Genomic DNA, 13,025 nt, shown 5'->3' with positions numbered 1-13,025 from the left:
CGCTCCGGTATCGCGATTTAAGCACCCACCGATGTCGGGAATGCGAATCGATATGACGGAAAGCCTGCCACGAACGAGGAACGAGACCGCCGCACGGTGAGTGCAACGGTCTCGTTCGTCATTCTCCGACCAGGATCACTGATCTGAAGTACGGGTTCCGCTCCAGCGGAGGGGTCAAACCTCTAGTGGTGGCTCACGAAGGACTGCTGGGTGCCAGTCGGCGCGGTTTCGAGTTTGTGCTGTTCGGCTTCGTCCTCGTCGTCCAGCATGGTCGCCTCGTTGAACGGAATCTTGCCGTCCAGAACATCGACGACGCGGTCCTTGTCGATGGTCTTCGTCCAGGAGCCGACGAGCAGGGTGGCGACTGCGTTGCCCGAGAAGTTGGTGAGAGCGCGAGCCTCGGACATGAAGCGGTCGATACCGACAATCAGGCCGACCCCGTCGAGTAGTTCGGGACGGTGACTTTGCAGGCCGCCTGCGAGGGTCGCGAGTCCGGCGCCACTGACTCCGGCTGCGCCCTTCGACGCGATGATCATGAACACCAGCAGCGAGAGCTGCTCACCGAACGCGAGTGGCTGACCCATCGCGTCGGCGATGAAGATGGAGGCCATGGTCAGGTAGATCGCGGTGCCGTCGAGGTTGAAGGAGTAGCCGGTCGGGACGACGATGCCGACGGTGGAGCGTTCGACGCCCACGTGCTCCATCTTGGCGATCAAACGCGGGAGTGCCGACTCGGAGGACGACGTCGCGAAGATGAGCAGGTATTCGCGGGCCAAGTACTTGACCAGCTTGAAGATGTTGAATCCGGTGACGGCGCGCAGCAGGGTGCCGAGGACACCGAAGATGAAGATCAAGCAGGTCAGGTAGAAGCCGATCATCAGTGTCCCGAGCTGGACCACTGCGTTCAGTCCGGTCTGGCCGACCACGCCGGCGATGGCACCGAAGGCACCGATCGGGGCGAGCCACAGGATCATGGTCAGGATCTTGAAGACCAGCTTCTGCAGGTGACCGATGCCCTTGAGGATCGGTTCACCGGACTTGCCGAGCGACTGGATCGCGAAGCCGACGAGCAGGGCGACAAACAGTGTCTGCAGCACGCTGCCCGCGGTCAGGGACGACAGCAACGACGTCGGGATGATCGACGCGACGAAGTCCCACGTTCCACCGGCACTGTGCGCTGCCGTGGTGAGCTTCTCGACGGACGCCGGGTTCGGCTCGATGTTCAGGCCGCTGCCCGGGTTGAGAAGATTACCGACACCCAGGCCGATCGCCAGGGCAACAGTGGACATACCGATGAAGTAGGCGAGCGCCAGTCCGCCGACCTTGCCCACCTTGGCTGCTGCGCGCACCGAGCCGATGCCGAGCACAATGGTGCAGAAGATGACCGGGCTGATCATCATCTTGATCAAGCTGACGAACAATGTGCCCAACACGGCGACCGACTTGCCGAATTCGGGCGCGAGCCAACCGACGAGAATGCCTCCGATGACGGCGACGATGACGCTCATGTAGAGCCAATGCGTCTTGTCGCGCTTCGCCGGAGTGCCCTTCGGCTGGGGTGAATCGTTTACTGTCCCTGTTGCCGTGACGCTCATGGGGATGTCCTTTGATGGAAATCAGTGAAGTGATGGGGATCACTCGAGTTCGTGGAGAATTCTTGTTGGAAATGTGTAAGGCGTGAAGTTTGTGTTCATAACGTTCAGGAGTAACCGATGGTCCAACGACGCAGTCGCCGACGCATGAGCGTCGCCCGGCAGATCCTGCTGCTGCAGCTTGCGCTGTTGTCGCTGGTCATCGGCGCGGGAGCGGCACTGGCCGTAGTGGACGAGCGAGGTGACAGCGACGACGCCATTAGTCGGCAGGTGAGCTCGATCGCCGAGACACTGGCCTTGACGGACTCCACCGCGCAGGCGCTCTCCAGCGACGACCCGACCGCGATTCTGCAACCGCAGACCGAGAAAATTCGCATGGCCACCGGCGTCGACTTCATCGTGGTGATGGCGCCCGATCGCACCCGGTACACCCATACCAGTCCCGAACTGATCGGCGAATTGTTCACCGGCAACATCGACCGGGCGCTGGCAGGTGAGACGTTCACCGAGACGTACGCAGGTTCGTTGGGCCCGTCGATTCGCGCGGTCACACCGGTCTACGACGCGAGTAGGACGCTTGTCGGTTTGGTGGCTGTCGGCGTCACCCGAGAGGAGATCAGCAAGCAATTCGCCCAGAGCATTCCGACCATCCTGACAATTGCTGCCGCGGGATTGATTGCAGCTGTTTTGAGTTCGTTGTTGGTAAGTAGGCGAATCAGACGTCAGACCCTGGGTCTGGCACCCGACGAACTGCTCACGATGTACGAGCATCACGACGCCGTTCTCCACAGCATCGGTGAGGGACTGGTGGTCATCGGTCGGGGACGGGGCGGGACGGCTCAGGTGGACATAGTCAACGACGAAGCGCGTCGCCTTCTCGATCTACCGGAAGGCCGAGTCGATCTGTCCTCGATTCCGGCCACGTTGCGGGATGTCGACGCAAGTTCAGCCACTGATCAGGTCCATCTCACCGATCAACGAATACTCGTGGTCAATCAGCACCCGGTTGAGTGGGAGGGCAAGCGAATTGGCACAGTTCTGACTATTCGCGATCACACCGAATTGCAGAATGTTCTCGGCGAACTCGATTCGGTTCGCGATTTTGCAGAATCGCTGCGCTCGCAGGCCCACGAGAGCGCCAACCGCCTGCACACCATCATCACGATGGTGGAGCTTGGAAAATACGACGAGGCGGTTTCCTTTGCCACCAACGAATTACGGCTGTCTCAGCAGTTGATCGATCGTCTCGTCAATGCCGTTCAGGAACCGGCTCTGGCCGCTCTGTTGCTCGGAAAACTCAGTGAGGCGACCGAACGCGGAGTGGAGTTGACCGTCACCGAGGACACCGCACTCGGTGCTCTCACGCCGCTCACGTCCCGTGAGTTGGTCACACTGGTCGGCAATCTGGTGGACAATGCCATTGACGCCTCGCGGACCAGCGAGCAGCCGTGGGTGGAAGTGACGGTCATGGAAGAGGATTCGACAATGGTGGTTGCGGTGGCCGACGGTGGGCCAGGCATGACGCCCGATGCGCTCGAAAGGGCCAAGGAGCGTGGATATTCCACCAAATCCGGATCCCGCGGCATCGGCCTCGCGTTGGTTTCGCAGATCGTGAAACGCCACGGCGGCACCTTCGTGAGCGAGCCTGGGCTGGGTTCCATGCTGGTCGTGCGCATCCCGCTACGGCAGGCACAGCGGTGATCCGGGTACTCGTGGTGGACGACGAACCACTGATCGCGCAGGCGCACCGATCCTATGTGGAGCGAGTGCCGGGGTTTGTCGTGCACGGTGTGGTTCACAGCGGTCAGGCCACTCTGCGAGCGGTCACGGAAGCGCACGCCGCCGGTGAGTCCATCGATCTGGTGCTCCTCGACATCGGCCTACCGGACGCAAGCGGACTCGATGTTGCATCGGCGCTCGGTGGGTTGCGTCCGAGCCCCGACATCATTGCGGTGACCTCCGCGCGCGACCTCGATGTGGTGCGAACCGCCGTTGCCCGCGGAATTGTTCTCTACCTGCTCAAACCGTTCACGTTTGCGGCATTCCGCGACAAGCTCGAACGGTATGTGGAGTACCGCGCAGCGCTGCCCGCCGGCGAATCCGCAGCGAGTCAATACGACATCGATCGCGCGATGGCCGCACTACGCACCTCCGACGATCGGGCCGCGTCGGCGAAGGGCTTTGCCTCCCAGACGCTCGGACTCGTATCGGCGTGCGTTCGGGATACCGACACTCCGCTCACCGCAGCAGAAGTTGCCGCTTCCGTCGGCGTATCCCGGGTGACAGCGTGGCGCTACCTCGAAAAACTGGCAGACGACGGTCTGCTCACCCGGGAAACCGAATACGGACGTGCTGGGCGCCCCCAGGTCCGTTACCGCAGAAGCTAGTTCGCCGCCCCGACAGTGTCGAGGACCCACGCGAACTCGAAGGCAACTTCCTTCCACTTCTCGTAACGACCGCTGACACCACCGTGTCCTGCGCTCATCTCGGTCTTGAGAAGAAGTGGAGCGTCGCCGGTCTTGGTGGCACGCAGTTTCGCGACCCACTTTGCCGGTTCGACGTACAGCACTCGGGTGTCGTTGATACTGGTGATCGCCAGAATCGCCGGGTAGTCCTTGGCTTCCACGTTCTCGTATGGACTGTACGAGTGCATGTACTCGTAGACAGCCTTGTTGTGCAAGGGATTTCCCCACTCGTCCCACTCGATGACCGTCAGCGGCAGCGACGGGTCGAGGATGGACGTCAGCGGATCCACAAACGGCACATTCGCAAGAATGCCGGCAAAGAGTTCCGGTGCGAGGTTGGCTACAGCACCCATGAGTAGGCCACCCGCGCTACCACCGTCGGCAACCATACGATCGGCGGCGGTGACGCCGGTATCGATCAAATGCCGTGCACAGGAGACGAAGTCGGTAAACGTGTTTTTCTTGGTAAGAGTCTTGCCGTTCTCGTACCAATGCCGGCCCATCTCACCGCCGCCGCGTACATGCGCGACAACAAACACAACACCGCGATCGAGTAGCGACAACCGCGCAACCGAGAACGACGGGTCGATGCTGGCCTCGTAGGAACCGTAGCCGTACAACAGCAACGGCGCCGGACCTTCGGGGGCGCCGGCCTTGCGAACGATCGAGAGCGGAATGCGGGTACCGTCCTCGGCCACTGCCCAATCACGTCGCTGCACGTAGTTCTTCGCGTCGAAATCGCCGAGCACGGGCTGCGACTTCCGCAGCGCCAGTTCACCGCTGGCGACGTAGTAGTCGTACACCTGACCGGGAGTGATGAAAGACGTGAAGCCCAACCGGATGGTGGGCTGCGCCCATTCCGGATTCGATCCCATTCCGATACTGAAGAGCTCTTCGTCGAAATCGATCTCGTGACGCTCGCCGTAGCCGTCAGCTGTCAACGGCCACACGGCAACTCGGGTCAACGCCTCGCGGCGGTAACTCAGCACGATGTGGCCGGCAAAAGCCTCGGCTTCTTCCAGCCGCACGTCGTCGCTGTGCGCGATCAACGTCGTCATGTTCGTCGGATCCGATACCGGAGCCTCCACCAGCACGAAGTTCTCGGCCTTCACACCGTCCACTACGTCGTTGTGGAGGATGAGGAAGCGGTCTTCTCCCCCGATCACGGCATGCTCCGCGCCGTATTCGACGCCTTCACGACGCGGAATGATCACACGGAAGTCACCTTCCGGGTTGGCCGATTCGAGGATCCAGCCCTCGCTGGTCACCTTGGAACCGACCCAGATCACCAGGTACTTCTCGCTGCGCGTCGAACCGACCGACACCCAGTACCGCTCATCCGGTTCGTGGAACACCGAAACATCTTGGCTCTGCGGCGTTCCCAGCTTGTGGCGCCACACGGTGTCCGGACGCCAGGATTCGTCGACAGTCATGTAGAAGACATGGCTGTGATCAAGTGCCCAGGTTGCGCCGGGAGCGGTGTCGGGAATCTCGTCACCGAGGATTTCCCCGGTCTCGAGGTTCTTGAACCGCAGCGTGTACCGCTCGTCACCGACGACGTCCACGGAGTACGCCAGCAGGGTGCCGTCCTCGCTGATGGAAAACGCGCCGAGAGAGAAGAAGTCGTGCCCTTCTGCCTCGAGGTTGCCGTCCATGAGGATCTGTTCGCCGTCCAGTTCAACCCCGGGGGTCAAGTTGGGCGGCGTCCAGTCACCGTCGTCGGCGATCGGGCAACGGCAGTGAACGTTGTACGACTTACCTTCGACGCTACGGGCGTAGTACCACCACTTACCCATCCGGGTGGGTACCGACATATCCGTTTCCTGGGTGCGCGATTTGATCTCCTGGAAGATCTTCTCGCGCAACGGCTCCAGATGCGCCGTCTGCTCCTCGGTATACGCATTCTCGGCTTCGAGATACGCCACTACCTCGGCGTTGTCCTTGTCCCGCAGCCACTCGTACTCGTCGACGAACGTGTGTCCGTGATGGGTGCGTTCGGTGGGAACCTTCTTCGCGACCGGCGGGACGAGGCTCATGCGCTGGGACCGACCCAATCTGCGAAGGACAATCCGGAAATACGTTCGTACGCTTCGATGTAGCGCGCACGGGTCGCGTCGACAATCTCCTGCGGCAAAGCCGGCGGCGGGGTATCGGACGCCCGATCCCATCCGGATTCGGGGCCGGTCAGCCAGTCGCGAACGAACTGCTTGTCGAAGCTCGGCTGAACCTTGCCAGGCTCGTAGCCTTCGAGTGGCCAGTACCGCGAGGAATCAGGTGTCAGCACCTCGTCGGCCAGCACGAGATTGCCGCCCCCGTCGAGACCGAACTCGAGCTTGGTGTCGGCGAGGATGATTCCGCGATCAGCGGCAAAATTGGATGCTCGCGCATACACGTCGAGGGTGTCCTCACGAAGCTGAATCGCGAGCGTCTGACCGACCTTCTCCACTACCTGATCAAAGCTGATGTTCTCGTCGTGATCTCCGAGAGCAGCCTTGGACGCCGGGGTGAAGATCGGATCGGGCAAGCGTGACGCTTCCACGAGGCCCTCCGGAAGGTTGACGCCGCACACCGCGCCGGTCTTCTGGTAATCGACCAGACCGGAACCCGTGAGGAATCCTCGGACCACACATTCGACGGGAATCATGTCGAGCGAGCGCACAACCAGCGCACGCCCGAGAACCTCTTCGGGGATGCGGTCGTCGTCCGGCTCACCTGCGAGGTGATTGTTGCCGCCGAGGACGTTGAAGAAGAACACGCTCATCGCGGTGAGGACGCGGCCTTTGTCCGGAATCGGCGTGCTGAGCACGTGATCGTAGGCCGAGATCCGATCACTCGCGACCAGCAGCAAGTGCTCGTCGTCGATCGTGTAAAGGTCACGGACCTTGCCACCGGCCAGATGAGTGTAGGAATCAAGTGTAGGACGCACGCTTATCACCCTATCGGGCGTTCGCAGTTCGTACAGAACCCTGGTAGCCAGGACGGGTACAGAGACTCCCCGTCCGGGGAGCCGTCTGCCCTGCTTAACCGGATAATGCAGCTAGCCAGGCCCGGTGCGCGAGAGGCCGCCGTCACAGTTGATGAACTGCCAGTTTGCAGACAACCCCGCCGAAGCAGATCTCCCATTGGGTGGGAGGCCCATCGAATTTGCGGGTTTCGCGGGTCCACACTCGATTCAGAGCCTCTCGCGAATTCAGATTCCCTCTCCACGAAGGACTTTCACATGTCACGAACTTCACGCAACACCGGCGTCCGTGCCGTCGCAGCACTGGCGATCTCGAGCAGTCTCCTGATCGGCGGCGCTGCACTTGCCCAGGCTGCTCCCCAGCCGCCCGTCGGCTCGCTCGACTTCGGCTCTTTGGATTTCGGCAGCTCACAGCAGGTTGCCGATGCTCCGCGCCTGGTGGGTATCGACAACTTCCGCGACGTCGCCGGGACCGGATCCGGGTACTCGGGCTCCTTCGGCCAACACGTCAACAAGGGTGTTTTCTACCGGGCCAATGCCATCACACCGAAGGGCGCCGACATGGCTGCCTTGGAGTCACTCGGATTGACCAAGGTCTACGACCTGCGCACCGCAGCCGAAATCGCCGACAAGCCGGATGTTCTGCCTGCCGGGGTCGCTTACGAGAACATCCCGGTCCTGGCCGGCGACATCTACCAGATGGCATTCCAGATCAAGTCGCCCGAAGAAGCCCGGTCGTTGATGCAGGATGCAAACCGCGCGTTTGTCACGGGCACCGCAGAACGGGCCGGATTCACTCAACTGCTCACGTCGCTCGCGGAAACCGATGGGCCACAGGTCTTTCACTGCACCGCCGGTAAGGACCGCACCGGCTGGGCCTCGATGTTGCTTCTGAGCATCGCCGGCGTCGACCGCGCCACGATCATGAGTGATTACATGCTGACCAACGAGTACTCGACCGAAAGCATCAAGGCGACACTCGCGTACATCTCCAGCGTGGCTGGTCCGGCAGTGGCAACCAATATGGAGCCTCTCCTCGGAGTCGAGGCCGGTTACATCGAAGCCGGACTCGATCAAGTGGAATCCTCTTACGGAACCATCGATCGCTACCTGACCGAGGGCCTCGGGCTCAGTCGGTCGACTATCGCAACGCTGAAGGCAAAGCTGCTCGGATAAGTGCACTCTCACGTGGTGTTCGTCGCCGCTTTGCGGAGGCGGGCACCACGTGCTCTTATCGAACCCGTGAATCTCTCACCATATTGTTCCGATACGCCCAGATGACAATCTGCACCCGCGTGCGGACATCGAGTTTCCGGCAGATATTGCCGATATGCGATTTCACCGTGCTCAGTTCGAGTTTCATCGCGTCGGCCACCTCACCGTTACCCAACCCACTCGAAAGTAGCTGGACCACTTCCATTTCCCGAACGCTCAATCCGTGGTCGGGAAATTCGACTGGGGCAGACGGTTTACGACGCGCGAATTCGGCGACCATTCTGCGGGTGAGCTTCGGCGACAATACCGAGCCACCGTCTGCAGCGGCAATGACCGCGTCCACCAAATCGTCCGGGTCGGTGTCTTTGAGCAGGAACCCGACCGCGCCTAGGTCGAGCGCACCAAAAACGTACTCGTCGAGGTCGAACGTCGTTACGACGATAATGCGAGTTTTCGGGAATTCCTTCAGAACCTCGAAAGTCGCAGTCAGCCCGTCACCGTGCGGCATGCGGATATCCATGAGAACCACGTCCGGTTGAAGCAATCGGACTTGCTGAAGTGCTTCGAATCCCGATGCCGCATGGCCGACGACCTCGATGCGAGGGTGATCGGTGAGGAAAAGCTCGAACCCTTGACGGACAACCTGCTGATCGTCGGCGATGAGAACTGTAATCACGCGATCATCCTCCAGCTCGGTGGTATTTAAACCACGTTATCGATCTCGATGATGACAGACGCACAGTTACACCGATTTGCCGGATTGCCCGTTTACGTTCGATAACCGCGGTATATTTCGGCCTCACCGGACCAGAGTGATATCTCCCAGTTTCCGACTTCGATCGAAATAGGGTTCCAGCGGACCGTAGAAGCGGAAATACGAGAACCATGATGTGCATCAACGGCGATACCACCAGCAGTCGGCCCCACGGTAGCTCGATAACCAAAGTCCCCGAAGCACCCACGTCGGGTGAACTACTGGATCAGGGCGTCTCGGATGACAGCAGCCGTACTGTCGAGAACTGACCTGGTGGGTGTGCGCGGAATTGCACGAAGCCCGAAACCGTCGCCCCGATTGCGCGGAATGACGTGCAGATGAACATGGAAAACTTCCTGCCCTGCAACGGCTCCGTCAGAGAGATGCAGGTTCACCCCGTCGACGGGCAGATGTCCGGTACGCATCGCTGTGGCGATCTTTTGCGCGACTGCAAATATCCTGGCACCTTCGTCGAAATCGAGGGTCGACAATCCGCTGGCATGACGCTTCGGCACCACCAGCAGATGCCCCGACGTGAACGGCCGAATATCCATGAAGGCAAGTACATTCGCGTCGTCGTAGACAACACTTGCCTCGGCTTCGCCGGCGATGATGGAGCAGAAGATGCAGTTCATGGTCTTCGACCCTGTGCGCCTTTTCGGCAGTGGCCACTACCAAAAAGGCGCACGGGGGGTAGCCCCTACAGAATCGGCGACGGCGCGTATGCCGCAGCTTCAGGATTGGCGTCGACAAGCTTCTGTACCTCGGCCACTACGGCGTCGACCTGAGCCGACGCGGCACCGATGAAGGCCGCCTTGTCCGCGAGTGCCTCGTCGAGGGCAGCGCGATCCAGGGGAAGTCGGTCGTCCGCAGCCAGGCGATCGAGCAGATCGGGTTCCTTGCCCTCTTCACGCATCGCGAGTGCCACGGCGACAGCATTTTCCTTGATGGCTTCGTGCGCGGTCTCACGTCCGACACCGGCGCGAACTGCTGCCATGAGTACACGCGTCGTTGCGAGGAACGGCAGGTAGCGGGTCAGTTCCTTCTCGATGACGGCCGGGTACGCGCCCATTTCGGCGAGCACGGTCAGGAACGTCTCGAACATGCCGTCGATCGCAAAGAATGCGTCAGGCAATGCGACTCGGCGAATGACGGAGCAGAAGACGTCGCCTTCGTTCCACTGAGCGCCCGCCATCTCGGCAGCCATGGACCCGTAGCCGCGCAGGATGACCTGTAGGCCGTTGACGCGCTCGCACGAGCGGGTGTTCATCTTGTGCGGCATCGCGGAGCTGCCGACCTGGCCCGGCTGGAAGCCTTCAGTCACCAGTTCGTGGCCGGCCATCAAACGGATGGTGTGAGCGAACGACGACGGCGCTGCGCCCACCTGAACGAGCGCGGAGATGACGTCGTGATCGAGCGAGCGCGGGTAGATCTGGCCGACGCTGGTGAGAACGTTGGTGAACCCGAGGTGCTGGGCAACCTTCGTCTCGAGCTGCTCGAGCTTCGCCGCATCACCGTCCAGAAGGTCGAGCATGTCCTGAGCCGTACCCATCGGGCCCTTGATTCCGCGCAGCGGGTAACGGTCGATCAGCTCACGCAGACGGGTCAGCCCGACCAGCAGTTCGTCGGCTGCGGAAGCAAAACGCTTGCCCAATGTCGTCGCCTGAGCTGCGACGTTGTGTGAGCGTCCGGCCATCACGATGGACGAGTACTCGGCAGCGCGCTCACCCAGACGGGCGGCGACGGCGATGCCGTGGCTGTAGACGTGCTCGAGTGAGCGGACGATCTGCAACTGCTCGACGTTCTCGGTGAGGTCGCGGCTGGTCATGCCCTTGTGAACCTGCTCGTGACCGGCAAGAGCGTTGAACTCCTCGATACGTGCCTTCACGTCGTGGCGGGTGACGCGCTCACGATCCGCGATGGACGCAAGATCGACGTTGTCGATGACTCGCTCGTAATCGGCAATAGCGTCGGCCGGAATGTCGATGCCCAGCTCAGCCTGTGCCCGCAACACCGCCACCCACAACTGTCGTTCGAGCACGATCTTGTGCTCGGGAGACCACAGAGCTGCAAGCTCCGGGCTGGCGTAACGGTTGGCAAGGACATTCGGGATGCGGCTCACGAGGCCTCAGTCTAACGGTGCGTGAACAGTGCTGTTACCCCTACGCAGGTGGGGCCATCACGTCGATGGATTCGAGGAGCATTCCGCGCGCCAATCCACGTGGGTCGGGGTCGTACTCCCCCAGTGCCGAGATCATGGCGCCGTCGACCATCGCAACAAGGCGTCGCAACTGCCCTTCCGAGCTGGTGCGACCCGACCGTGCCAATGCCTCGGTGAGCGCCTCGTCCAGTTGCGCGCGCAATCGCAACTGCACCTCACGAAGTGCCGGATGGCGGGCGCACGCCACAAATCTCTCGTACCGCGCGATCAATCGTTCCCGGCTCTCCGGCCGCTTCTCGTCCTCGCCGAGTAGCACCTCCACCAGCAGGTCGACGGTGGACTCCGGTCCCCGTCGACGCTGCGTCACCGCCGCAACACGGGCCCGAACCGCATCCATGTCGGCATTACCGTTCAACTCGACGGCACACGCAATGAGATCGTCGAGTGAGTCGAAGTAATAGGTTGTCGAGGCCAGCGGAAGACCGGCCCTGGCAGCGACCGCGCGATGACGAACCGCGTCGAATCCACCCTCCAGCAAAAGTTCAGCAGCAGACGCCACCAACGCTTGGCGACGTTTTGCTCCCTTGGGTGTTGCGGCTCCCGACACGTTTCCATCGTGCCAGGAGCAGCAGTGTCGGCACCGGAAAACAGCCCGAACGCCCTGTTGATTGTTACGTGAGCCACGTTTCGAGGCGTCGTAGTGCCTCTTCGATATCCGCGGTGGCACCAGCAAACGAGAGACGAACCATCCGATCTCCGTGCACCGTGTCGAAGTCGATTCCCGGGGCAAGCGCAACTCCGGTATCTGTCAGCAACCGCGAGCACCAGGCAGTTGCACCCTCGTCGCCGCACAGATGCCCGATATCGGCGTACACGTAGAAAGCGCCGTCCGCAGGAGCAAGTTCGGTGATGCCGAGCTTCGGCAGGCCTGTCAGCAGAAGTTCACGGTTGAGCGCGTACCGCTCGACGTGGCCGTCCAGCTCGATCTTCGCTTCCGCCGAGAACGCTTCGATTGCGGCGTACTGCGAAATTGCGGGCGGGCACACGGTCATGTTCGACGCCAGTCTCTGTAGCGGGCGACGCAGGTAAGTGGGCACCAGCATCCAGCCGAGACGCCACCCGGTCATGGAGAAGTACTTGGACACCGAGCCGATGACCACGGATTCGCGGGACGTTTCCCAGGCACTCGACGTCTGCTGGTCTCCGTAGCCGATGCCGTGATAGATCTCGTCGGAAATCAGCAATGTTCCGTTCTTGTCGCACCACTTCGCCAGCGCGGCAAGCTCTTCGGGTGCGATGACGGTACCCGTCGGGTTGGCGGGGCTGGCAACGATCAGTCCGGCCGGCGGCGTCGGCAGCGCGTCGAGCATCTCGACGGTCGGCTGGTACCTGGTAGCTGGGCCACAATCGAGTTCCACGACGTTACATCCCAGCGCCGCAAGCGTATTGCGGTAGGCCGGGTAGCCTGGACGCGCCACGACGACGGTATCGCCCTCGTCGAACGCCGCCAGGAACAGCAAGGTGAATGCACCCGAAGATCCGGTGGTGACAACGACGTCATCGGCGTCGACGGTGATTCCCGAACTCTGCGCGTGGTACCGGGCGATGGCCTCACGAAGCGGAAGAATGCCGAACGTCTCGGTGTATCCCAACAGTTCTGTGCCGAGGATCTCGCGCGTTGCGGCCAGCACCGGGGTGGGCGCGGGCGTCGACGGCTGGCCGGCCGCCAGCGTCAGGACGTCACCATGAGTCCGCTGACGTTCGGTGGCGGCTTTCCACACGTCCATGACGTGGAAAGTCTGGATGTTCGATCGACGAGATTCTGAGCGCACACCTCGACGGTAGTCGGTACAGGCAATCGGGTGTCAGCGGGTTC

Annotated in this window: 11 protein-coding genes; 3 read left to right on the top strand and 8 right to left on the bottom strand. The window is 61.5% G+C overall.

From position 1 onward, the window contains the following. Positions 1 to 182: 182 nt before the first annotated feature. A complete protein-coding gene (locus KYT97_RS24765; protein ID WP_219110896.1) occupies positions 183 to 1,595 on the bottom strand; it encodes a cation:dicarboxylate symporter family transporter in 1,413 nt (470 codons plus the stop codon). 117 nt (positions 1,596 to 1,712) lie between these two features. Here KYT97_RS24765 and KYT97_RS24760 point away from each other — a divergent pair, with 117 nt between their 5' ends. Together KYT97_RS24760 and KYT97_RS24755 are read left to right on the top strand one after the other, a co-directional pair. Then, entirely contained in the window at positions 1,713 to 3,293 is a 1,581-nt protein-coding gene (locus tag KYT97_RS24760) for an ATP-binding protein (RefSeq protein ID WP_219110894.1), read from the top strand. After that, positions 3,290 to 3,979 carry a response regulator gene (locus tag KYT97_RS24755; RefSeq protein WP_033233926.1) on the top strand — a complete coding sequence of 230 codons (690 nt, stop codon included), beginning with the start codon at positions 3,290 to 3,292 and terminating at the stop codon, positions 3,977 to 3,979. The genes KYT97_RS24760 and KYT97_RS24755 overlap by 4 nt, the downstream gene beginning before the upstream one ends. Here KYT97_RS24755 and KYT97_RS24750 read toward each other — a convergent pair. After that, positions 3,976 to 6,093, bottom strand: coding sequence for a S9 family peptidase (locus KYT97_RS24750; protein ID WP_033233925.1), 2,118 nt, complete (start codon positions 6,091 to 6,093; stop codon positions 3,976 to 3,978). The genes KYT97_RS24755 and KYT97_RS24750 overlap by 4 nt on opposite strands. After that, positions 6,090 to 6,983 (bottom strand): phosphoribosylaminoimidazolesuccinocarboxamide synthase, encoded by an 894-nt coding sequence (locus tag KYT97_RS24745; RefSeq protein WP_045068766.1) that lies wholly within the window; start codon positions 6,981 to 6,983, stop codon positions 6,090 to 6,092. The genes KYT97_RS24750 and KYT97_RS24745 overlap by 4 nt, the downstream gene beginning before the upstream one ends. Positions 6,984 to 7,277: 294 nt before the next feature. Between KYT97_RS24745 and KYT97_RS24740 the strand changes: the two genes are divergently transcribed. Further along, a complete protein-coding gene (locus KYT97_RS24740) occupies positions 7,278 to 8,195 on the top strand; it encodes a tyrosine-protein phosphatase (RefSeq protein ID WP_092806376.1) in 918 nt (305 codons plus the stop codon). 55 nt (positions 8,196 to 8,250) lie between these two features. Here KYT97_RS24740 and KYT97_RS24735 read toward each other — a convergent pair whose 3' ends face one another. The 5 genes from KYT97_RS24735 to KYT97_RS24715 form a co-directional block, all read right to left on the bottom strand. After that, on the bottom strand, positions 8,251 to 8,910 hold the full coding sequence (locus KYT97_RS24735) for a response regulator transcription factor (RefSeq protein WP_033233922.1): 660 nt from the start codon (positions 8,908 to 8,910) through the stop codon (positions 8,251 to 8,253). 296 nt (positions 8,911 to 9,206) lie between these two features. Beyond that, a complete protein-coding gene (locus KYT97_RS24730) occupies positions 9,207 to 9,623 on the bottom strand; it encodes an HIT family protein (RefSeq protein WP_033233921.1) in 417 nt (138 codons plus the stop codon). A gap of 65 nt (positions 9,624 to 9,688) precedes the next feature. Beyond that, positions 9,689 to 11,110: an adenylosuccinate lyase gene (gene purB, locus KYT97_RS24725; RefSeq protein ID WP_172935789.1), complete on the bottom strand. Its 1,422-nt coding sequence runs from the start codon at positions 11,108 to 11,110 to the stop codon at positions 9,689 to 9,691. Between the two features lie 40 nt (positions 11,111 to 11,150). Continuing rightward, positions 11,151 to 11,756, bottom strand: coding sequence for a TetR/AcrR family transcriptional regulator (locus KYT97_RS24720; RefSeq protein ID WP_141486485.1), 606 nt, complete (start codon positions 11,754 to 11,756; stop codon positions 11,151 to 11,153). Between the two features lie 64 nt (positions 11,757 to 11,820). Then, positions 11,821 to 12,981, bottom strand: coding sequence for a pyridoxal phosphate-dependent aminotransferase (locus KYT97_RS24715; RefSeq protein WP_033233918.1), 1,161 nt, complete (start codon positions 12,979 to 12,981; stop codon positions 11,821 to 11,823). Positions 12,982 to 13,025: the final 44 nt, after the last annotated feature.

It is taken from the genome of Rhodococcus globerulus (genome assembly GCF_019334125.1).
GTDB classification, from domain to species: Bacteria; Actinomycetota; Actinomycetes; order Mycobacteriales; family Mycobacteriaceae; genus Rhodococcus_F; species Rhodococcus_F globerula.
The sequence above is the reverse complement of the archived record's forward strand: the minus strand, read 5'-3'. Positions and strand labels throughout refer to the sequence as shown.